Below are 22,635 nucleotides of genomic sequence, written 5' to 3' on the forward strand. Positions count from 1 at the left end.
TCATAAAAATATAGCAAGGAGACCCCCTGCGTTTACGCGGGGGAGGAATTGCTATCCGCATTCCCCCGATTGTCGAGAGCAATCGTGGCGTCACAATAACTCCTCGCACTCCTTTCCGCTTTCGCTGGTAAGTAGAGAGTATTTGTGGCATAATACTCTCGATAAACAAAGATTATCCAAAAGAAGGGCAAGGTGGTGAAAGTCACGTTGCGTCTGAAGCTGTATAGAGACCCTGCCACCCAAAAGGCTCTGCGGGAGACGCTCTTGCAGTTTACCGACTGCTTCAACGCTGTCTGCCGTTACGGGTGGGACAATAACGAGCGCAACGGAACCCGACTGCACCGGGCAACCTACAAGCCCCTTCGGCAAGCGCATCCTGACCTGCCTGCCCAGTTGGTGGTGTCCGCCCGAATGAAGGCCACCGAAGCACTCAAATCTGTTGCGGAGCGCAAGAAGCAGGGACGTTCCGTTACCTGCCCGCAGTCCCACCTTTGCCCCGTGCGCTATGATGCGCGTTCGTATTGGGTGCGCCTTCAAGACGGCTGTGCCTCTCTGGCCACCACACAAGGTCGTGTTTGTGTACCCTTCCGCCTGTGTGACTACTACTCACGTTATGCCAACTGGAAGCCCTGCTCGGCAGACTTATGTTTTCGTGACGGTGCCTTTTACCTGCATGTGGTGGTGGAAGCCGACGCGCCTGAACCTGTTTGTGAAGGGGTTCTTGGTGTTGACCTCGGCATCGTAGAACTCGCTACCGACAGTGAGGGTAACTCCTATTCGGGCGAAGCCGTAAAAGTCGTTCGCTGCCGTCTCAAGCGCCTCCGTAGTCTGCTTCAAAAGCGCGGCACCAAGAGCGCGAAACGGCATTTGAAGAAACTTCGTGCGAAACAGTCTCGGTTTGTTAAGAACACCAATCACGTGGTTTCTAAATCCCTCGTTCGTAGCGCAGTACAATCGCGAAAGGCACTCGCTCTGGAAGACCTCCGTTGTCTTCGCGACAGAGCAGAAACGGTTTCTCGCGAGATGCGATGGCTCCTCGGTAACTGGGCGTTCCTGCAACTGCGTCAATTTATCGCCTATAAAGCGGAGGCGGCAGGAGTGCCTGTTGTGTTGGTTGACCCGCGTAACTCGTCTCGCACTTGTTCTGTATGCGGACATTGCGCGAGAGAGAACCGCAAAAGCCAGAGCCGGTTCCACTGTCAACAGTGTGGCTTTGAGGCGAATGCTGATTTCAATGCGGCGGTAAACCTCAAAGCACGGGGCGAAAGTTCAGACGCCCTATTGTGTCGGTTGGCGGGTCATGCTTCCAACCAGGCGCAAGCCCCTGTGCTTTAGCCAGGGGTATCTGACAAGCCATTTCGCCATCGGCTCTGTTCTTTCCTGCCTCTAAGAAAACTCATCTGTTCGGCAGATGAGGAATACACGGCGGGTAGGGTGGAGGAAAACCCTTTTTGGACACAAAACTTTCGATTTAACGAACCAAATCGGACATTGAAACGTAGTATCATGAAATGAACCTAATTCGGAGAAGCGCGTAGCGATGCCGATTCTCGAAACGCTGCCGGAAGAGGTCGAAAACAGTTTGCGCGCCTTACGCGCCGGCGACCTAAAAGACGAGCAAGCGGACGAAACTTTACAGAAACTTCTCTCCTCCGACACCGGTCTCCCTGGCACAATAACCCCGCGCATCACCTTCGCCACCGATCTCAACGTTGCAGGCGAGTTTGCCACCGAGTGGTTGGTGGTAGACGACACGCACATCTACGTTTTTGCCCCGGATGGCGAAGGCTCGGCGGAGATACGCTATGCCATCCCCTTGTCGAGCGTGCGCCGTGTGTCGGCGGAGATGCAGGTGGGCAACGGCCTCATCGAGCTTGAGACGGATACGACGGTTATTCCGTTGTTGCGCTATTCTCTGTCGGTGGTGGCGGAGGCGAACGCCATTGCGCGTCAATTGAACGCGATGGTCAAGGGCGAGGAGCCTCATTTGGAGGCGCTGAAAGAGACGCGCAAAAAGTTCTGCCCACGGTGCCATCGTTTGTTACCGCCGGAGACGGAGGTCTGCCCCGCCTGTATTGACAAGCGGGCAACGCTCATTCGGCTGTTCAGTTTCCTCGCGCCCTATAAAGGGTTGGTGGCTTTGGGGCTGGCGCTTCTGCTTTGTTCCACGGTCACCGACCTCACGCCCCCTTACATTGTTGGCCGCATGGTAGACCTGCTCATCCGTCAGACCCGTGCCAACGATCATCGCCTCTTGCCGCTGGTGATGTGGGTTTTGTTGCTCGCCAGTATGCGGGTGCTGAGTGCGGCGATCAACTACGGCCAGCAGCGCCTGAATCCGTGGCTTGGCGGGCGGGTAAGCATGGATATCCGCATGGCGCTCTTCCACAAGCTGAGCCAGTTTTCTTTGGGTTATTACGACAAGCGAAGCACAGGCTCGGTGATGTCGCGCATCACCAACGATGCCGATAACCTTTGGGACTTCATTACGGGTGGCATACCGTGGCTGGTTTCTAACACGCTTACGTTGGTGGGCATAGGCCTCGTTCTTTTTCGCATCAACTGGCAGTTAGCCCTGCTCATGCTCATTCCGGCGCCTTTCATCTTCTTCCTTACCCGCTGGTTTATGCCACGCGCTCGCGCCCGATTCCATGTGGTGTGGCATCGTATCAGCAAGCTCTACTCTGCCCTTAATAGCGCCATATCGGGCATTAAGGTGGTAAAGGCTTTTGCCCAAGAGCATCGGGAGGTGGAGCGTTTTCGACGCCGCGCCGACGCGGTGTTCCGTGCAAGCTTTGAGGCGAACGCATTTCGCGCCACCTACTGGCCACTGCTTGGACTGCTCATGAGTGCGGGTTCCTACATCATCTGGATCGCGGGTGGCAGTAAGGTGCTGCAAAACCATGGCATCATGACCATCGGCGAGTTGACCATGTTCAACGGATACCTTATGCAGTTCTACCAGCCGTTTATGAACTTCAGCCAAGTGATGGACTGGTCTACCCGCTCCATGACGGCGGCCGAGCGTGTGTTTGAGATTCTCGACACCGAGCCGGATATTCGCGATAGTGAAAACTCGGTGCCGATGCCAACGATGCGCGGTGAAGTGAAGTTTGAGAACGTCTCCTTCTCTTACGACAAGGCGCATTATGCGCTTGAGAACTTCAATCTTGAGGTGAAGCCGGGTGAGATGATCGGCCTTGTGGGGCATAGTGGGGCCGGGAAGACCACCATCATCAACCTGCTATCGCGTTTCTACGATGTTACCGAGGGGCGTATTACGATAGATGGTGTGGATATTCGGGATATTCGGCTTGAGGACTATCACCGCCATTTCGGCATCGTTCCTCAGGAGCCGTTCCTATTCCCTGGAACCATCCGCGACAACATCGCCTACGCCCATCCGGAGGCGACCCCGGAGGAGGTGATGCGAGCCGCAAAAGCCGCCAACTGCCATGAGTTTATTCTGCGTTTCCCCGACGGTTACGATACGCAGGTAGGCGAGAGAGGGCAGCGCGTTTCCGGTGGCGAGCGCCAGCGCATCTCCATAGCACGTGCCATTCTGCACGACCCCAAAATCCTTATTTTAGATGAGGCTACGGCCAGTGTGGATACGGAGGCCGAAAAGCAGATTCAGGAGGCCATTGCGCGTTTGGTGGAAGGGCGCACCACCTTTGCCATTGCCCACCGCCTCTCGACATTACGCAACGCCGATAGGCTTGTGGTAATGAAGGAAGGCAAGATGGTCGAAATGGGCACGCACGAGGAGTTGATGGAGAAGGACGGGGTTTACGCCAATCTGGTGCGGATTCAGTCGGAGATTAACAAACTTCGGGCCGTCTAACGTTGCATTTTTCCGCGTCTCTAACGTAAAATGATATTAGTGCACACACAAAAGCTTCTTTTCGGAAGCTGTGTTAGGAAAGGATAGGAAGTTCATATGGCCTCTATAGACACTCCGGTTAATCCCGGGATCGTGCTAACCGAGCGAGCCGCTCAGGAGATTCGTGGTCTGTTGGAAAGTCAAGGAAAGGCCGATGCCGCTTTGCGCGTTTTTGTGCAGGGCGGTGGGTGCTCTGGCCTAAGCTATGGCATGGCCATTGACGATGTGGTGGAGGAGGACGATTTCGTCTACGACTGCCATGGCGTTAAGGTAGTGGTAGATTCGCTTAGCATTCAGTATATCAAAGGCTCCTCCATTGACTATGTGGAAGACGTAATGGGCGGCGGTTTCAAGATTGATAACCCCAACGCAATCCGCACCTGCGGCTGTGGCAGCTCCTTCGCCACCGAGGAAGCGGGTGAGGGCGATGCCGATAGCGGCTGTGGCTCCGGCTGCGGTTGCCACTAGTTGGCGTTTATCTAGAACGTTGGTAAACCGAATCGAGGGCGCCTAGGCGCCCTCGATCTTTTTAGGTCGGATGCTTTCCTTGGTAAAGCCGAAGGTGCGCGACGGTCTATGGCCGCTGTCGCCGCAAACCTCCTAGCAGACCGCTTAACAGTATCGTTGTCAAGAGCACCGTGGACCCATTCGATTCCGGTACTGTGGCGCTAAAGGCATGCACCAGATAGTGGAAGCCGTTGGCCTTACTTGGGTTCACCCCACCATTTGCCAAAATGTTGTAGGGGGATAGAATAACGGAGCCATGACGAAAGGTGAAGGGTGCATAAGGGCCGGCCGGCGGGTTGTGCATGACGTCGAAAACCGGACCGAGGCTCGGATCGAGAGGATTCGGGGCGGTAGAGGCGAGAAAGCCCGATCCAAACGGGGTGATGGGCGAATAGGCCTGCTCGTTGAAACTCCAATAGCCGGCAACTTCGTCCACAAAAGCGGTTTGCTGGAAAGGATAGAAAAGGTCATAGCTCCATAACTGGGTTGGGTTGTCGGCAAGCGGCCCTCCGTTGGTCGTTTCAATGTCGAGCAGCAGCCACTCCGAGTTTGGCGAGATAACGTGGATCGATTCGGTGATCTGCAGCTTTCCATTGTCGGCGGAGATGGTGGTGGGCGATTGGCTCATAGAGAAGGTAGTGGTGAAATTATCCGGAGCGTTTTGGGCGGAGAGGGTAAAAGTGCCTCCTCGTTGAAAGACCTGCGGCCGGGCGAGTTGTGCGGCCATGAGCAGGCCGAGCGTAAGGTGGAACGTTGCGCGTGATCGCACATAAGGGTACAGCTTCATCTACTTCTTTCCGTTCGTAAGGTTTGGTTCGCCGAACAACCTTCATGAAGAGTGGTTTATGCGGCGAGATACCAATATCATTTTAACATACTGCAAATCGCTGATGAGCGTAACAAGCAGGCAAACATAAATCTAGAAACAAAAAACCGGCAATTTTACGTGTTTTTGTCATCGCTTTCAATTTGGCTCCAGTATGCCAGTGCGGCGCGGGCGGCCTCCTGTTCGGCCTCTTTTTTGCTTTTGCCTACGCCGTGCCCCAACGGGCGCCCGTGCAGCAACACCTCGGCCTCAAACGTCTTATCGTGGTCGCTGCCGTACTCCGTGCGAATGCGATAGACCGGGGTGAGACGATATTGGGCTTGGATCAGCTCTTGGAGGGTGGACTTATAATCGCGGCGGTGACTCTCTTTTATGGCCTCTTGTATGATGTCGGCCATGGCCTTTTCGACGAACTTTTTGGTGGCGCGCAGGCCGCGGTCGAGGTAGAGTGCGGCCACGATGGCCTCGAAGGCATCGGCCAAGATGGCGCGCCCTCCTCGACCTTCCAAAATGGATTCTGGGTAAGCAACAACCACGAACTCCTCGATGCCTAATCGGCGTGCGGCTTCGGCGAGGGCCTGCTCGCTAACGGCGTAGGCCTTTGCTTTAGCGAGAATGCCTTCTTTAACATCCGGATGGTGCTTAAAGAGCCATTCCACGACGATGAGGCCGATGATGGCATCCCCAAGAAACTCCAGCCGCTCGTTACTTTGGAGCTGGCGTGAAGACACAGCAGAGCGATGCGTGATAGCCTGTGCGAGCAACTCCTTTCGACGAAAATCTACCCCTAGTCTCTGCTCCAGTTGTTGCAGTTTATCTGCAGGCAAGACGCTGCTCTTTTCCGTAAGCTGTTCGCTATGCGTCATGAGGCTTTATCCTCGATCTCGCGCTCCTACTCCAGTTTGCGGATGGCATGAGCCATTCGTTCCAAACCTTTCTCGATCTTTTCCATCGAGGTGGCATAAGAGAGACGAATATGGGTATCGGAGCCGAATCCGGAGCCGGGCACCACGGCCACACCGGCCTCGTCGAGGAGGTATTCGGCCAATGCATCCGAAGAGGGTATCACCTTGTTTCCGGCTTTACGTCCAAGCAGGGCCGAGATGTCGGGGAAGGCGTAGAAAGCGCCTCCCGGCACGGGGCAGTGAACGCCGGGTATGGCGTTTAGGCGCTCCACCATGGCGTTCCGTCTTGCCTCAAAGGCCTGTCGCATCTGCTCCACCGGCTCCTGAGGTCCGATGAGGGCGGCAACCGCAGCCTTTTGGGCGATAGAGGTGGGGTTGGAGGTGGACTGATCCTGTAGTCTGCCCATTGCGGCGATGAACTCTTCATTTGCCGAAGCCACATAGCCGATGCGCCAGCCCGTCATGGCGTAGGCTTTGGAGCAGCCATTCACGGTGATGGTATATTGAAAACTCTCGCTGCCTAGCGCCGCCGGGCTAACATGCTGACGACCATCGTAGATCAGCTTCTCATAGATTTCGTCGCTGATGAGATAGATTTGGTGTTGAATACACAACGACACGATCTCTTTAACCGTCTGGCGTGACGCCACAGCCCCGGTGGGGTTGCAAGGTGAGTTGAGCACGATGGCGCGCGTTCGTGAGGTAATGGCCTCACGAAGAGCTTCACGGGTCGGCATAAAGTCGTTCTTGGGGTCGGTTTGTACGAAGACGGGAACGCCCTCGGCAAGTTTTACCTGTTCCGGATAGGTAACCCAATAGGGAACGGGAATGATCACCTCATCGCCTGGGTCGAGCAGGGCCTGCATGATGTTGTAGAGGGAGTGTTTGGCACCACAAGAGACGATGATTTGGGAGGGTTTATAGTGCAGCCCGTTATCGCGCGCCAGCTTCTCGACAACGGCCTGTTTGAGGTCGGCATCGCCGCTGCTGGGTGTGTATTTCGTGTAGCCGGCCTCTAGGGCGGCAATGGCAGCCCGTTTGATATGTTCTGGCGTATCGAAATCCGGCTCTCCCGCGCCAAAGCCTATCACATCTCTGCCTTGTGCGGCCAGCGCCTTTGCACGGGCGGTAATGGCTAACGTAGGGGAGGGAGCGGTATTGCGTGCTCGCTGCGAAATGTGCATTCCATCTTTTCCTTTCATGAGAGAGTATTGAGCAGGGCAAGCCCAATGACAAACAAAACGAGATAGCCGATAACGGCCCACAGCCCGGCGCGTTGCCACTTTTTCTGAACATCAAGAAACGTTTCCGGATCGTTGTAGCGGCCACTTTGCCGAGCTATCTGCATGCCGAAGAAGCCGTAATAGAGGCGGAAGCCGAACCAGAGGAGTACCCAAAGAGTGAAGAAGACGGCCAGCATATCCTCTGCTGTGCTATTAGAGCGTAGGCCAACGGCGCATCCCAGCGCGAGCAGAAAGAGCATATTGAAAACGACACTCGTAATGACATGCGCGCGAAGCCGATGGCTCCATGCCCAAAACAGGGTAAGGAAGGCCGCGCCCCAGTGCCAGCTTGCTAAAAGCGATGTGTCGAGACGACTTGTTGTGATGCGCGAGGCTATGGATTGGGGAACCACTATAAGATAGCGAGTACAGGTAGGGTCATCCGGGTCAACCACCATCCCGCGTGGGGTGCGACATTGGGGGCAGGAAAAGTTGCGGGGCGGGAGCGCCGAGCCACACACAAGGCAGCGTTCTACCTCATAGGTTGCGGAGTATATGGCTGCGGGGTTAGGCATGGCTCTCTCTGGGCTTGGCTGTGTTGCGATCTGGGGAGTATTGGCTGTTGCTGGAGAGACCGGCAGCGTGGCGCCGCAATAGGGGCATGTTGATGCGGAAGCATCGGCCTCTTGTCCACACTGTTGACACCGCATGGCTCTCTCCTCGTAAAAATTATACCAGCCGGCGGCCACCGATCGGGTGGTAAGCAGGAGAACACCGGCAGAAAGGCGAATTCAGCCATATGAAACGGTCTTATGTTTTGTTAAGTGCGCTGGGGTTGATGGCATGGCTGCAGGTGGCCTTAGCCCAGTCACCACCGACCGCCGGTGCGCCCGCGCTTGATGCAACGCTTCAGGAGGCGTTGCGTACGGCTCCCGATCACAGCCGATGGCCTAACTGCCACTATGTGAAACTGCTGGATTTGGGCGAGCTTACCGTGAAGCCGGATGGCACAACCATAGGAATCTATCGGGAGACTTACAAGCTATTCGACCGAGCCGCGCGCACATTGGCCGAGGTGCACCTGTCGTTTAACAGTAGCTTCCAGGAGCTGACCCTCATCTCGGCGCGTACGATTGAGCCGGATGGAAAGGTGTTGACGGTTCAGCCGGACGCCGTGCGTCAAGAGGGTGTGGCCAGCGACTACCCGATGTATGACGATGCGGTGGCCATTGGGTTTTCTATGCCCGGCATTCAAGACAACTGCGTTATAGACTATACCTACAAGATCGTCACCCATCCCACCCTTTTGCCAGGGCTTGTAACGGCCTATTGGGGGTTTAACGATGTGTTTCCGGTGATGCTAAGCCGTTACACCCTCCATGTGCCGGCGAGCATGACAAACCTACGCATTCGCCTACATCATATGGATGGTGTTAAGACCTCTGAGACGATCTCCAAAGACGGACACTCTAAAACGCTGACCTGGCAAATGGGGCCACTCGACCCCATTCCTGTCGAGACGGCCATGCCGGCAGTTGGGGATGTGCGTGCGTGGATGGAGGTTTCCAACCTACCGGATTGGCAGGCCATTGGGCGCTGGTTTTACGGGCTATGTGTACCGCAATGGCAGCCAAACGATGCCATCAAGCAAGAGGTTGTGCAACTCATCACCGGCCTAACTTCTCCTGAAGCGCGTGCGAGTGCGATATATCGGTGGGTAACCGATCACGTTCGCTATGTGGGGCTAGAGTTCGGGCTTTCGGCCTACAAGCCCCATGCGGCCACCGAGGTGTTTCGCAACCTTTATGGGGACTGTAAAGACAAGGTTATTCTCCTCATCACCATGTTGCGATTGGCGGGTATAGAGGCGCAGCCTGCTCTGCTCTATGCCGGCAGGTTACGCCCTCTCACGGCGGATCTGCCCTCGCTAACCGCTTTTAACCACTGCATTGCGCTTGCATCGGTAGACGGGAAGGCCGTTTGGATGGACCCAACGGCGGAGGACTGCCCCTACGGAGCGATACCGGATGCCGACCAGGGGGTACAGGCTCTTGTAGTGACGAAGGATGGCGGAACTTTGCAAACCGTTCCGATGGGCACACCGGAGCAAGAGGGGGCCGATTTTCTCATCACCATTGTTTTAGGGGCGAACGGGGCTGCGACGGTTACCGAGAAGGCGACTTTAGAGGGCGACACGGCTCGGAGCGTACGAGGCACCTGGCGAGACCTGACGGAGGATCGCCGGAAAACCTTTGTTTCGCAGATCGCCCGGCGGTTCGGAATCTCCGGTGAGATCAGCGAATGCACGCTATCGGAAAAGGCACCGGCACAGGATGCGCTCGGCCTTGATTTTCGCATACCGGTTGCCGGTGTGGGGCGAGATGCGGGCAATCTCCTCCTACTGCCGGCGTTTTCTTCCCTGCTTAGTCAAGAGGACAATCGCCCCTATTCTGCACCGAAGCGGGTTTGGCCTGTTGTCATCGAGCACCCCTCGCACCTTACCGACATCGTCTCGATCGCTTTGCCTAAAGCCTATCGCGTGTTACATCTGCCGGCATCGGTTCATATCGAGGGGCCTTTGGAAACTTACGATAGGAAGGTAACTCTCTCTGGTGACGGTAGCCAGGTCACGATCTCCGACCGTTTTATACAACGGAATGGAGAGGTGGCTGTGGCGGACTATGCGAAGGAGCAGCAGTTTTGGGCACAGGTGGCTCAGGCTTTGCAAGATACTCTTGTTTTGCAAAAGCCATGAGTGGGTGAATATCCGAAGACACGTTTGATTTGAGATGCCGCTTTGTCTGTTTGTAAACCTTCTGCTCTTTCTTTATTCAATGGCCGAGCAGCAGCGCTAAAATCAGTGAAAAAAATTTTTTTGCAACCTCTTGACAGGCGCATAAATCTTTGTTATAATCTTCTATAGATGTACCCTCCCGACGTCCACTTGGCGCCTGGAACCGGTCCCCATCGGCAAAAGGGCTTGCACAGGGTGCCCCTCCATAATCCTTCCCGAAAGCCCGCTCTATCGTCATGGCCTCTTCTGAGGCCGAGTGGCTTCCCTTTATAGGAAAGCCGGCTTCTAAAATTAGCACCTGCTACTTCCCTCACCTAACAGGGAAAGGAGAAACGACAGATGACACGCCGACCGGTTCGTTCGTTGGGAATGCGCTTGGCCAGTTTGGCCACAGCCGCCCTGTTCTCGTTGCAGATGGGGCTTGAGGCGCCTCTTATCGCCTTAGGGCAAGTTCGTGTATCGCCCCCCCCCATAAACCGCAATAAATCTCATTCCATGAAGCCTGTTCACACGGCTTTTGTCTCTCACTACCCCTACGATGTGTCTGCTCATTCTTCCTCCTCTGGGCATCCGTATCACCCTCCGCACACGCTCTCGCTGTTAGACGAGATGGGGTGGCCTGCCGGGTCGGTCTCTGTCGAGCAGGTGCAGCATTGGCGGCGAGTCTACACGCAAGGCCGATTTCCAACTTGGCGCAAGGCGTGGGCTGCCCTGCGTTTGGGTGAGTATGTGCTAGGTTGGCAGAAGCATCCCCAGGCGGCCCTTCCTCTGTTTGGGGCGGCCTATCGTCTGAGCCGACCTCGCTCGGTGGTGCATGGCCTTGCGGCCTACGATGCAGCGGTGGCTCGCTATCATGAGGGGGCCTATGCGGCTGCAGCCCAGGCCTTTGCCCATTTGTTGGCCGGTCGGCTGTGGGGCTATCCGCATCAGACGGCCTCGTTGTGGCTGCGCCATTGTCAGGCCTGTGCGGGGTTTCACCAGCAGCGTGCCAAGATGGGAATACCGGAGCCACCCCAACTTGACCCCTTGTGTGGCGCTTCGGGGTTGGCCGTATGGCTCAAAGCGCACGGGCGTCCCTTCTCCAAATCCCGTCTGCTGCAGGTGTGCCATGTCACCGGGGAGGGCAGTAGTTTAGGAAACATTGTAGCCGGTGCCGAGAAGCTGGGGTTGGTGGCCAAAGCGGTGACGGCGGATAAGGTGGGGCTGTGCCTCTTGCCCAAGCCGTTGGTGGCTTATGTGGAGCGCGACCACTTTGTAGCCGTGGTGAAGGCCGACCGGCAAGGCGTCACCTATATCTGCTCGGATTGTGGCCCGTGGCCGGGCGGTGCCGTGCAGTTGACTTGGCGGCAATGGCAGCTTTTGGAGCCGGGGCCTTATGCGGTGTTTGCCGAGCCGGGTACGTCTTGGGCGAAGGTGTTAGCCAGCTTAAAGCCGACGCCCTCCTCCTCTTTTCAGGTAGCCACTCGCGCGAGCTTGGTAGGCGCGCTGGGTTTATCGGGTCTGTTTGGCAGCCACATTCGGCTGTATGTGCCCCCGCTATCGGGGGATAAGTGTGGGGGGTTAGCGGAGGCCCAACATTGCCCTCCCTACATTCAGTGCCCGATGGACTGTCCGGCAGGCGGCCCGTTTGGGGCGAGCGCAGGGGACCCGGTGAACCTAGCCACCGGGGAAGAGGAGTACACGCCGTCGCCGGACTTGGTGGTGTACAACCCCTCAGGGCCTTCGGTGGTCTGGGAGCGGATGTACAACAGCTTACGGGGGCCTTATGCCCTTCCCTATAGCTACCAAAACACCCCCGATTTTGGGGTGGGTTGGAGCCAACCCTATAATGTTGGGGTGTATGCTACCGGGCCGCATATTGCGCCTCCACAGGGTGCGGTCAGCCCCAATACTACCCTCCAGGCGATGAACTATGTGGTGTTTGCCAACGGTTCCCGTGTGCAGGCCAAGCCGAGTACGGCCGGGCCTCCGAGCGCTTCGACCCCCCGCATTGTTTGTAGTGTTGCGGGCGGGGTGGCTCTTTTAGTGGAGTGGGACTACGATAGCACCACGGGCGGCAACTACTTTAAGGTGACGTTTCCTGACCGTTCGGTGTGGCAGACGGTGGAGGCGCCTTCGGGCACCGTTCCGAGTTGGTATCCGGTAGGCCGGGAATACGACCGTGTGGGCAACTTTATTACCCTGCAATATGGCACCAACGGGGCCTTAAATGCCATTGTGGATACGACGGGCTCGGCGCTGTTGACCATTAACCGTGATGGCAACGGGACGATTACGTCTGTTTCCGACCGTTATGGGCGTAGTGTTTATTACCATGTGGGCAGCTATCCCACGCAAAACGTTCCCGCCGGCTATGCGCAGGCCTACTATGAGTTAGACCATGTATCCCAGGTGGTGAGCACCGGCACCCCCAATCCTCCCAACCGCTATGTGTATGGGTATGCCAATGTGGCCAATGGGGAAGGCAGCGAGACGATCCCGCTGTTGCACACCATTAGTGTTCCCTCTCCTACGGGCAACGGCATGGCCACGGCCACGATTAACTATCAGCCCAACACGGACTATGTGAGCAGCCGGGTGGATGCCAACGGGAATACGGTGACCTACACGGTGGTAGATGGCAATCATACGAAGGTGAGCTATCTGAACCCTCAGGGTCAGGTGGTGTTTTCGCAGACGCGGGGTTTTGACAACAACATGAGTGCCACCACAGAGACGGATGGGACGAACCAGACGGTGATAGAGGCCTTCACCTACGCCGACCCGAACGATCCGTATGCCCCATCGGTGGTTCAGGATGGAAACGGGTATGCCTCCGGGGGTGCCAACGGGAAGGGGACGTGGGAGTATACCTATGACGGTTATGGCCATGTTTTAACCGAGACCACACCCTACGGCACCACAATCATCTCTACCTACACCTACACCAACTTTGCTTTGGGGGAGTTGGTGAAAGTGCAGGAAGGGGGCAAGACGCCCACAAGCTATACCTACTATGAGCCGAGCGGTCTGTTGGCCAGCGTAAGTTCTCCGTTACCGGGGACCTCGGGCAGTGGTCAGGTGGTAACGACGACCTATAGCTACGATGCGTTGGGGAACTTGGTACAGGAGGTGGGTCCGGGCAATAACGCCGCCCAAACCGAAACAACCACCTATGGCTACACGCAAGACGGCAATTACCAACAGGCGGAAGCTTTGGGCGAACCCCTGACGATTACGGATAATTTAGGACATACCGTTCACCATCGTTACGACGCCCGCGGAAACCGCATAGCGGACATAGACGCTTTGGGCAATGAGATAGACCTGTCCTACAATCTAGCGGATCAACTGGTACAGATAACGTTTCCGGCGACGGGTCAGACAGGGGCCGGGCACTCTGCCATTGTTTATAGCTACCTCTATGTGGGCGGGTCTCAGACTGCGGAAAATCACTATGATGAAAGTGGTAACCTTGTCCGACATGTAACATATGGCTGGGGCCTAGAAGGCGAGTTTCTTGGGGCTTCTGGCGATACCAATCCCTATCAGTATAGCTACGATGCGGCTTATCGCCTTGTTGGTTTAACGGATGCCAACGGCCACACCATCACCTATAGCTATAACTCGGCCGGCTATTTGGCGCAGGTAACCTATCCGAATGGGGATAGCGTTCAATATCCGGTCTACGATGCGGATGGCAGCCCCTTAGAGCGCATAGATGGTCGTGGTCTGGTGACGACCTACCAAACGAATGACCCTGAAAGTCAACTAACGGATATTCAATATCAGGCCTCACCCGCTCTGAATGTTCACTTTAGTTATGACGCTTATGGCCGTCGCATCGGGATGACCGACGGCACCGGCACAACGAGCTATTCCTATGACGACCTCGACAATGTAACGTCGGAGACACGTACCTTTAATGGCTTGCCGGCTCAGACGCTAAGCTATAGCTACTACCCGGACGGTTCGCTGCAGAGCCTAGATACCCCGGCAGGCAGTTTCACCTACAGCTACGATGGGGCCGGTCGTCTGGTAAGTGAGACCAATCCGTTGAACGAGACGACGAACTGGAGTTATTTGGCCAACGACTGGCTTTGGACTCGGGCTCTGTCTAATGGGGTGGTGACCGGTTACACCTATAATGCCTTAGGCCAAATCACGAATGTGACGAACAAGACCGGTAATGGGACGCTATTGAGCGCGTTTGGGATGAGTTACAACGGTTTGGGCGACTGTGTTACGATGAGTTCGACCGTTTCCACGAATGCGGCCTACAGTGGTACGACTTCCTACAGCTATGACCGTTTGGAGCAGTTGCTGTCGGAGCAGTCCACACGCAATGGGGGCTATACGGAAAGCTTTGGGTATGATGGGGTGGGTAACCCAACGACCTTTCGCAGAGTGGGTCAGACCTACAATGCAGACAACCAGAACGTGGCCAACACCTATGACGGAGACGGGAACCCGGTGGTATATAAGGGGGTAGGGATGAGCTATGACCCGGAGAACCGTTTGGTGGGTGTAGGCAGCAGTTGGTCTGCCGGTTACGACGGCGATGGTTTGCGGGTCTGGAAGCAGGTGAACGGGGTACGCACCTACTATTTGAACGTCAACGATGTGCCTTTAGTGGAGTTAGATGGGAAGGGCAATGTGGTGGCGGTGAACACGTTTGGGGCGGATGGCCTCGTGTCACGGCATACGGGTAGTGGGGATGTGTTTTATGTGTTTGACGGTTTGGGGAATGTGTGTCAGCGTATGGATGGTTTAGGGAATGTGTTGAGTAGCTCGTTTTACGACGGTTATGGGCAGGGGGTTGGCCTGGTAAGTGGGGAGCCGTTCGGCTATGGCGGTCAGTGGGGTTACTACACGGATGGGGAGATAGGTTTAACGTTGTTGGGTTTACGTTATTATGATGGGGGCAGTGGTCGTTTTTTGACGCGGGACCCTTGGTTTGAGGTAAGTGACAACCTATATCGGTACACAGAGAACAATCCGGTCAATCTCCATGACCCCACGGGGTTGAAGCCTGAAAAACGTACACCGCCTGAGTTTAGGCCAGGCTGCGGAGGAGACAACGTTGGATATGATCCCACCTATCCGTCGCCTTGTCCACCAGGTTTTCATAAAGTCTGCGTGACTTGTTATGGCGGATATGGGCATCAAAATCCTGAGTTGAACGGTGGAGGACCTATTGCATTCCCCTCGAATCCGCACTGCAATCAGAAGTGTCATGGCAAATATCGAGATCGCTTTCCTAGAAAGGGGGACTGTGCCATTAGTGCGACTTGGGGGCCTCCATGGGATTGTCTCCCCGGTTCTCGTGTGACCATTGAAGCAGCTTCTGCTATAGGAGGCAAACATCGTCAGTGGCACTGTACGGTGTGTGATACAGGTGGAATGTCTCAAAATCAAATAGACATCTACATACCTGTTCGTAACGATAAAGAATGTAATAACTACTGGAAAACTGGGTTTTACTGTGTTAAGTGCACCCTAGGGAGATAGCCATGCGGAGCGTGATGTGCCTTCTTATGGTGTTTACAGAGTTACTTGCCGGTCTGGTGACGGGTATAGGTTTTGCAACGGCCTCCCAAGCCAATCCAAACTCGCGCTCCTGCCCACATTGGTTTGTAATGCCACCGACGGATTATCAGTTGCATGGCAGCCATATTGCATTCCCCATTCCAACAGGTTGGCACATCTCAGACATCTACGACTTCTCTTTTGAGAAGAAGACCATTCTCCCCGCTTCTATTTTTGAAGAGACCCCAACAGCCATTAAGAGGCGATTTGGGGTGGATTGGACACGCAATGGCCTATTTCTGAGTTTTGTTTCTGACAACGGGGATGGCGATCTGGATTTTGTGATGCAGATTTTCTTTGTTAACGCCGGGAGCTTGGCTACGCATGTAGGGGTTCAGGGATGGCCTATCAAAACAGGGCAAGGGCTAACGGGCGTGCTCGACCCAATAGGAGAGGCGGAACTCAACGGCGTTTTTCGACCGCACTTCGCGTTTTATCTACCTCAGAATCCCCCCATAGCCCTGATTTTGAAAGGAATCTTGCCGTTGAATACCCAATGGCAAAAGACACTGACGGCGTTTACACAAATAGGGCGGAGCCTTCAAATTCTCCCTTACCGTTTAGCTTCTCCGGTTCCCATGAAATCGTCATGGATGTCTATCTATAGTGTTTTCGGTGGCACCTCAGAAGCGGCAAAACCTATCCCCATTGCGCAGCAGGCCTTACGCCAAACCTATTTTCTTACCCCACCAAGCGCGTTGCTGTATGGTTATCGGATCGGTCTCCCGATCCCGACCAATTGGAAGGTCATCACGGCTCGGGTCTTCTCTCTTGCTGAAGGAGGCAAATGGGTACCTATAACCTCAAAAAGCGCTTTGACAAATAACACTCTGTTCTGGGAGCGTACCCAATTGCGCCTCACACTGCGCCCTCCCGCTACTTCGGTCGGTGGCCGGTCGCCGGTTTTTACTCTGGGTGTCTGTGTAGATAATGGTTGGAATATGCTTCCGCAACATTTTACGCATTGGCCTCGGATACATATCACAGGAGGGCTTATCGGTTATCTATCCAGCTCCGATGAGGAGAGTCGACTCTTCATCCCCCTAACGGCTTCTCAAGGAGTGAGAATACAGGCCGACAAGAGCTACCCGACGATACTCGTGATCTGTGGCCCAAGCCGAGAAGAGAGAGCCGCCTTTTCGTGCTTTCTGAAGTTCATAAAAAGATTGCGGTTACTTCCTTAGTTTTATCTGTAGGACAAGAGTTATGCGAACAAGAATGCTTTTCAGCACTATCGTTGTCTTGGTGGTTCTTCTCTTTACCGCTCGAACCCAGTCTTTCGGCGGAAAACCATTTGGCAGCGTTCAAAATGCCGTTGTGGTGCTGCACCATTTCGATCTGGCCAATGATGGCGCCTTTCCCTATGGGCAGCTTGTTGTGGATAAGAGAGGCAATATTTATGGAACGACAAGCGAACTAGGCGCCTATGATAGTGGAACACTCTTTGAGATTGATCCGCAGGGGCATTTCATGTGTCTTCATGCTTTCGGCCCTCTTCATGCCGGCCCTTCTTCTCGTAACTATAACACGGAGGGAGCCTGTCCCCATATGGGGCTTAGTCTTGACGCACAGGGCGGCTCTCTTTACGGTGCAACTCCCGAAGGTGGTCGAGAGGGAGCAGGAACGATTTTCTGTTTCTCTCTCAAAGACCGTGCCTATTCCTGTCTTTATAGCTTTCAACCCTTTGCGGCTTGCGAGGGCCATAACGCTCTACTGCACCCTCAGGCGGTAGTGAGCTATGGCGCGGGACGATTGATAGGATGCACCCAGTTAGGGGGAGAACAAGGGGGAGGCATGATCTTCTCTTTGGATAGGAGTGGGCGCTTCCGGCTATTACACTCGTTTCCACTTCCCCTAGAGGGAGCAGAGAGTGCGGAGGGGGCTTACCCAGATTTTCTTTGGCGTGCTCCAGATGGCTCTTTATATGGAACGACGCTTATGGGAGGTCGCTATGGCGGCGGTATCGTTTTTAAGCTTGACGTACGCTCCGGCTCATTAAAGGTGCTTCACGCTTTTCATAGGGTGGACGCGCTTCAGCGGAATCAGGGAGGGGCTTATCCTTACGGTCTTTTGTGCATAGGGAGCGAACTCTACGGTACTACCTACGCAGGGGGTGTCTACGGGGGTGGAGTTCTCTATATGCTTGAGCTGGCTGCGGGGAGGTTGCATGTGCTCCATAACTTCGGTGGCAAAATAGCCGATACCAGAGATGGGGCCTATCCGAATGGGACACTGGTAATGGACTCTCAAGGCGATCTCTACGGCACAACCGTTTATGGCGGAGCCAACGACATCGGTACGGTCTTTGTGTGGCAGCGAAAAGCCCATCGGGTTCGCCTTGTGCATAGTTTTGGGTCGCGACAGCCCGATGGTACGAACTCGGATGGAGCTTTTCCACGGGCTGGGCTAGTCCGCGACGCAAAAGGCAACCTATATGGAACGACCTCAGAAGGCGGAGCGTACAATCTTGGCCTTGTGTTTGAAATAAGCCTTACCGATAACCGGTTCAGGGTTGTTCACTATTTTTCCGGCAGCAGTAAAGGATATGAACCTCTTGGTGGGGTTGTCGCGCTTTCGAATGGAACGCTCTACGGAACAACGGCTCAAGGAGGGACATATCGTGAAGGTGTTCTCTATAGTCTAGATAAACAAAAACGCTATCGTGTGCTTGCTTCTTTTAACAGGGACTCTGTTGGAGCGAACCCCAAAACCCCTCTCGTCTTTGATGGGAGACGCTCTCTTTATGGGATAACCGCTTTGGGTGGAGAGCAGGATGCCGGCACTCTATTCCAAGCCACGTTGCTCGGTTCGGTGCGCGTACTCTACTCCTTTTCTGCCTATGAAACAAACGAAGGGGAAGAGCGCACCGGCATTGTAATGGATCGGCAAGGAAGGATTTACGGAGCTACGGCAGGGGCTAACGTGTGGAATATCCACGGGAATGGGGAGATATTTCGATATGAAAAACCCGGTAAACTCGTTCCCATTTACACCTTTGTTCGCCCTCAACAAGAGGGGGCACACCCGATTGCCCTTGTGGTGGGTTCCGCAGGCCTTCTCTATAGCGTTACGACAAGTGGTGGACTGTTTGGGAACGGCACGCTCATCTCCATAGACGCTAAAGGGCATTGTTCTGTACTCCATACGTTCACCCGAAAAGATTTACAGGGAACGAACTTGGATGGTGCAGAACCTACGGCTCTCACCATAGATAGTAAAGGCAACCTTTACGGCGTTACGGCCGGCGGTGGTTCGTATGGGGCCGGTACTTTGTTCATGTACTCCCCTTCCACTCACGAGTTTAAGGTTTTACATGCTTTTTCGGCCCCAACACAGCGGGGACAAAACGGTCGCTCAACGGAGGTAAATGTGGATGGTTCAGCGCCCTGCGCTCTCGTTGTAGATGGTGATTCTAACCTCTTTGGCATAGCATCTCGGGGGGGAGCGAACGGTACGGGAACCCTATTCGAGCTGTCTCGTGATGGTATGTTTCGAGTCCTATTCCATTTTCCTGCGCTCGATGACTATAAAAAGAATGCGTATGGTGCCTACCCTGCGTCGCTGACAATCTCTCAAAACAATAGGCTTTATGGCACTACACGGCAGGGAGGGTGCTATGGAGGGGGTACCCTCTTTTCACTGTCGCTAGACGATATCATGAGATAGATTTTAGGATATGTTCAGGGAGGCGACCGATGCATAGGGTATGGAGAACGCTCTCTTGGCTCTGTTTTGTGGGGCTGTGGCCGTATCCTGTTTGGGCTTTGCCGAAAAGCCAAACCTACTACACTCCTCCCTCCCCCTTGCTGTACTGGCATCGTCTTACGTTTCGCCTGCCTGAAGGCTGGCAACTGCGAAAAGCAACGGTGGGGTATTCCCGTGAAATACGTTCCCTCCCTATCTCCAAAGAGGGCCTTCTCCGTGACAGCCCTTTTCGGGATATGAATGGACTTACTCTTGAATTAGGGGCCAAGAACCACCCTAAGCAGTGCCTCACTCTCTGGGTACAATCGAGTTGGCTGATGGACGGCAAAGACCTGGGCAACTTCACTCCACGCGCGCCATTCCGTACCGCTTTCGGGTTGAAAGGATGGTGGTCACCCGAAAGTTTTATCGTTGGGACACAGCGATTTGGAGGCCTGCTACGCCTCGATGTCCCTCCTGCACAGGGAGCTACTATCAATCTCGATAGAACCTATGGAACTATGATTTTGTTGGGGCTAAACACAACCCAACCGCAACGTCGCCTCCGTGCGTTTCAAGAGCGCCTCCTTCTTGCTCTGGGCAAAAGTATACGTATCAGCACACAGGCAGCAAAGCCTTCTTCATGGGTTTTGGCTGCGCCCAAGCGTGCCCTAAGCGGCTTGTCCTACGCGCTTCCACCGTCTGCACTGCTCTTCGGTCAACGTATCTCCTTGACGCTACCACGCGGATGGCATGTCTTCCCCGATAAGGAAGGGCAGGGTTCGGGATGGATAAAAAATTTCGATTTCCGTTTAGCACCCATCCCCTCTGATGCTGCTGAGAAACTTATCCGTTGTCACGTGGAAACAGATGAGATCGCTCGGCTCGCCGACCTTCGTAACGGGGGATGCGGCTATCCGTTTCAGACCCAACAAGGGCTTCATGGGTTTTTAGAACCGTTGTATCCCATTTCCTCCCTTTCTTTTAACCTCTATCTGCCACAGAGCCGTGTGACTCCGGATGGGTTTCCAAGAGGGTATATGCTTCAATTTGATTGCGATTTTCCTCCGGGACAAACCCTGCAAACCGTGTGGCCTGTAGTGGGGTCTCTGCTTTCTAGTTTGCGGCCTGAACCTCCGTTTCCTCAATCGGGATTCACCTTTAACTCTGAGTTTTCAGACTACCTCATCAATACACCGATTTGGTATTTTTCTCTTTCTTCGCTTCGCAGTAGATCGGAACGGGCTTTATACGGCGCGATGGCCCTTCATGGTCATGGCGGAGTGGGGGCGCTTTATAGGCTCTCTCCAAACGGCACCGGCTTTCGTGTCCTTCATTCCTTCGCCCCCCTCCAACCCGACTTCTCCAACCAAGACGGCGCCTTCCCCTTCGCTCCCCTCGCCCAAGATGCCCACCAACACCTCTACGGCACTACCTCCACAGGAGGACCCGCCTGCGATGGTACCCTCTTCACCCTCCAACCTGATGGCTCCCACTTTCGCCTCCTCCATGCCTTCTCCGGCCCCGATGGCGCCCTGCCCTATGCCGGTGTCCTCCCCTCCCAAGACGGATGGCTCTACGGAGTGACGGAGGAAGGGGGGCCGTACGGCAAAGGCGTGGTGTATCGGATAAGAGAGGATGGCACCGGCTTTCAGGTGTTGCATTCGTTTGGAGGGAGAGAGGGAGCCTATCCGTTGTTGGTGGAGTTGGTAGAGGGAGAGGGAGGTTGGTTGTACGGGGTGACGAGTGGTGGGGGTGTTTATGGGAATGGGGTAGTGTTTGGGGTGAAGGCGGATGGGAGTGGCTACCGGGTGTTGCATGAGTTTGGTGCGGAGGACGGTTTAGGGAGGAATGGGGATGGGAGCCATCCTTATTGTGGATTGGTGTTGGGTGTAGGGGGTTGGTTGTATGGGGTGACGTATGGAGGGGGTGTTTATGGGGCGGGAGTGGTGTTCAGAGTGAGGGAGGATGGCAGCGATTATCGGGTGTTGCACGCATTTACTGGTCGAGATGGTCGTTGGGGTATGGGTGGGCTGGTGCGGATGGGAGGCAAGTTGTATGGGGTAACGTACAGCGGAGGGAGATATGAGAGTGGGGTCGTCTATGTAGTAGGTGAGGATGGGAGTGGTTATCAAGTTTTGCATGATTTTGGTAAAGGGGCAGCAGGTCTGTATCCGTATGGCTTGCTAAGCGTGGGGCATGGTGGTTGGTTATATGGGGTAACGGAAGGGGGAGGCGTTGGTGGGCAGGGAGTGGTGTATCGGCTCAGGGTGGATGGGAGTGGTTTTGGGGTAGTGTACGATTTTGGGAAGCGATTAAAGAAGGTTTTGGAAAGATGATGAGCTAGGGCGCGGATAGCCCCGCTAACAGTGGCTCACGGCAAAGGGAGCGGTGGCGGGAGCGTGTGGGAATCGAACCCACCAGAGACGAGAGTAGCTCGCCTCTCGCACGATTTTGAAGACCGGGAGGGCCACCAGGCCCCATCCGCCCCCAATAAAAGTATATGGCATCTTGTCAAGAGCCTTACTGCCCATGCTACTCTAAGCATCGCAACCGGCGGTCGCCCTTCCTTGGAATCGAGAGCGTGTTAGTGGTTGTTTCGGGTGATCTCCGTCCAGTCGTCGGTGCGGAAGGGGAAGGCGGGGAGACCGGCGCCGTTATAAAGGTTGCACTGTGGGTTGTCGGCCCAAGCGTATCGAACGGCTACGGGGTCGGGAACGTCGGGCGAGGAGAGCACCACGCTGTTCCCTTCGATTTGGGCGTCGGCCCAGTGCCACTGTTTATCGGGGCCGGCGATCGCGAAACCGGTAGGCTTATCTCCTTTCGTCACAAGGCCACCATCGGTGTGATCGAAAAAGACGCGAATCGTGTGTCCCTCTACCTTCATCGAGCGGAACGTGGGGCCGGAGTAGACCACTTTTTTGCCGTACACTTTGGCCAAAGCGTAGAGTGCGAGGCGTTTGCCAACATCCTGCTTATCTTTGGGGTGGATGTCGTTGGCGTCGCCGATGTCAATAGTGCAAACAATGCCGGTGTTGGGAACCGTGTGGGCAACGATGTCTTGGGACTCGCGCAGTTCCGCCCAGGCGCTTTCGGTAGGGGAAGGCTTTTGCGGGCCGAAGTTCGGCAGTTGCACGATGAGGAAGGGGAAGTTGCCCTCGTTCCAGGCGGCACGCCAGTCTCGAATGAGGCCGGCAAGCAGAGCGCGGTACTGGTAGGCCCTGCCCACGTTCGATTCCCCTTGA

12 protein-coding genes, 1 tRNA gene and 1 pseudogene are annotated in these 22,635 nt (G+C 55.1%); 8 read left to right on the forward strand and 6 right to left on the reverse strand.

Annotated elements, in window-relative coordinates; translation table 11 throughout:
• Nucleotides 1-192 precede the first annotated feature (192 nt).
• From VKV29_RS06335 to erpA, 3 genes are all read left to right on the forward strand, one after another.
• Nucleotides 193-1,335: a transposase gene (locus VKV29_RS06335; protein ID WP_324200463.1), complete on the forward strand. Its 1,143-nt coding sequence runs from the start codon at nt 193-195 to the stop codon at nt 1,333-1,335.
• A 205-nt stretch (nt 1,336-1,540) separates the two neighbouring features.
• Complete coding sequence (locus tag VKV29_RS06340) at nt 1,541-3,844, forward strand: ABC transporter transmembrane domain-containing protein (protein ID WP_324200464.1); 2,304 nt, start codon at nt 1,541-1,543, stop codon at nt 3,842-3,844.
• Nucleotides 3,845-3,940: 96 nt separating this feature from the next.
• Nucleotides 3,941-4,351, forward strand: a complete 411-nt coding sequence (gene erpA / locus VKV29_RS06345; RefSeq protein WP_324200465.1) for an iron-sulfur cluster insertion protein ErpA — start codon at nt 3,941-3,943, stop codon at nt 4,349-4,351.
• Between the two features lie 106 nt (nt 4,352-4,457).
• Here the strand turns inward: erpA and VKV29_RS06350 are convergent, their stop codons facing one another.
• From VKV29_RS06350 to VKV29_RS06365, 4 genes are all read right to left on the reverse strand, one after another.
• A complete protein-coding gene (locus tag VKV29_RS06350) occupies nt 4,458-5,177 on the reverse strand; it encodes a hypothetical protein (RefSeq protein ID WP_324200466.1) in 720 nt (239 codons plus the stop codon).
• Between the two features lie 155 nt (nt 5,178-5,332).
• Nucleotides 5,333-6,082 carry a ribonuclease III gene (gene rnc / locus VKV29_RS06355; RefSeq protein WP_324200467.1) on the reverse strand — a complete coding sequence of 250 codons (750 nt, stop codon included), beginning with the start codon at nt 6,080-6,082 and terminating at the stop codon, nt 5,333-5,335.
• A 26-nt stretch (nt 6,083-6,108) separates the two neighbouring features.
• Nucleotides 6,109-7,305, reverse strand: coding sequence for a pyridoxal phosphate-dependent aminotransferase (locus VKV29_RS06360; RefSeq protein WP_324200468.1), 1,197 nt, complete (start codon nt 7,303-7,305; stop codon nt 6,109-6,111).
• A 14-nt stretch (nt 7,306-7,319) separates the two neighbouring features.
• Nucleotides 7,320-8,054 (reverse strand): zinc ribbon domain-containing protein, encoded by a 735-nt coding sequence (locus VKV29_RS06365; protein ID WP_324200469.1) that lies wholly within the window; start codon nt 8,052-8,054, stop codon nt 7,320-7,322.
• 89 nt (nt 8,055-8,143) lie between these two features.
• On the opposite strand from VKV29_RS06365, the gene VKV29_RS06370 reads away from it, so the two are divergent.
• From VKV29_RS06370 to VKV29_RS06390, 5 genes are all read left to right on the forward strand, one after another.
• Nucleotides 8,144-10,099, forward strand: coding sequence for a DUF3857 and transglutaminase domain-containing protein (locus VKV29_RS06370; RefSeq protein WP_324200470.1), 1,956 nt, complete (start codon nt 8,144-8,146; stop codon nt 10,097-10,099).
• A 378-nt stretch (nt 10,100-10,477) separates the two neighbouring features.
• Nucleotides 10,478-15,628 (forward strand): RHS repeat-associated core domain-containing protein, encoded by a 5,151-nt coding sequence (locus tag VKV29_RS06375; RefSeq protein WP_324200471.1) that lies wholly within the window; start codon nt 10,478-10,480, stop codon nt 15,626-15,628.
• Between the two features lie 2 nt (nt 15,629-15,630).
• Complete coding sequence (locus tag VKV29_RS06380) at nt 15,631-16,890, forward strand: hypothetical protein (protein WP_324200472.1); 1,260 nt, start codon at nt 15,631-15,633, stop codon at nt 16,888-16,890.
• Nucleotides 16,891-16,912: 22 nt separating this feature from the next.
• The gene (locus tag VKV29_RS06385) at nt 16,913-19,372 is read left to right on the forward strand and encodes a choice-of-anchor tandem repeat GloVer-containing protein (RefSeq protein ID WP_324200473.1); all 2,460 of its coding nucleotides are present in this window, start codon (nt 16,913-16,915) and stop codon (nt 19,370-19,372) included.
• Between the two features lie 29 nt (nt 19,373-19,401).
• Nucleotides 19,402-21,729, forward strand: coding sequence for a choice-of-anchor tandem repeat GloVer-containing protein (locus VKV29_RS06390; protein ID WP_324200474.1), 2,328 nt, complete (start codon nt 19,402-19,404; stop codon nt 21,727-21,729).
• Between the two features lie 53 nt (nt 21,730-21,782).
• Here the strand turns inward: VKV29_RS06390 and VKV29_RS06395 are convergent.
• Together VKV29_RS06395 and VKV29_RS06400 are read right to left on the reverse strand one after the other, a co-directional pair.
• Nucleotides 21,783-21,882, reverse strand: a tRNA-Sec gene (locus VKV29_RS06395).
• 95 nt (nt 21,883-21,977) lie between these two features.
• Nucleotides 21,978-22,635: pseudogene (locus VKV29_RS06400) on the reverse strand (9-O-acetylesterase); the annotation flags it as partial.

The organism is Chthonomonas sp. (genome assembly GCF_035294165.1).
Taxonomy (GTDB): Bacteria; Armatimonadota; Chthonomonadetes; order Chthonomonadales; family Chthonomonadaceae; genus Chthonomonas.

What these genes read in the sequence shown, in the direction of transcription:
- VKV29_RS06340 (WP_324200464.1), top strand. Translation starts at nt 1,541, where the DNA reads ATGCCGATTCTCGAAACGCTGCCGGAAGAGGTCGAAAACAGTTTGCGC.
- erpA (WP_324200465.1), top strand. Translation starts at nt 3,941, where the DNA reads ATGGCCTCTATAGACACTCCGGTTAATCCCGGGATCGTGCTAACCGAG.
- VKV29_RS06350 (WP_324200466.1), bottom strand. Translation starts at nt 5,177, where the DNA reads ATGAAGCTGTACCCTTATGTGCGATCACGCGCAACGTTCCACCTTACG.
- rnc (WP_324200467.1), bottom strand. Translation starts at nt 6,082, where the DNA reads ATGACGCATAGCGAACAGCTTACGGAAAAGAGCAGCGTCTTGCCTGCA.
- VKV29_RS06360 (WP_324200468.1), bottom strand. Translation starts at nt 7,305, where the DNA reads ATGCACATTTCGCAGCGAGCACGCAATACCGCTCCCTCCCCTACGTTA.
- VKV29_RS06365 (WP_324200469.1), bottom strand. Translation starts at nt 8,054, where the DNA reads ATGCGGTGTCAACAGTGTGGACAAGAGGCCGATGCTTCCGCATCAACA.
- VKV29_RS06370 (WP_324200470.1), top strand. Translation starts at nt 8,144, where the DNA reads ATGAAACGGTCTTATGTTTTGTTAAGTGCGCTGGGGTTGATGGCATGG.
- VKV29_RS06375 (WP_324200471.1), top strand. Translation starts at nt 10,478, where the DNA reads ATGACACGCCGACCGGTTCGTTCGTTGGGAATGCGCTTGGCCAGTTTG.
- VKV29_RS06380 (WP_324200472.1), top strand. Translation starts at nt 15,631, where the DNA reads ATGCGGAGCGTGATGTGCCTTCTTATGGTGTTTACAGAGTTACTTGCC.
- VKV29_RS06385 (WP_324200473.1), top strand. Translation starts at nt 16,913, where the DNA reads ATGCGAACAAGAATGCTTTTCAGCACTATCGTTGTCTTGGTGGTTCTT.
- VKV29_RS06390 (WP_324200474.1), top strand. Translation starts at nt 19,402, where the DNA reads ATGCATAGGGTATGGAGAACGCTCTCTTGGCTCTGTTTTGTGGGGCTG.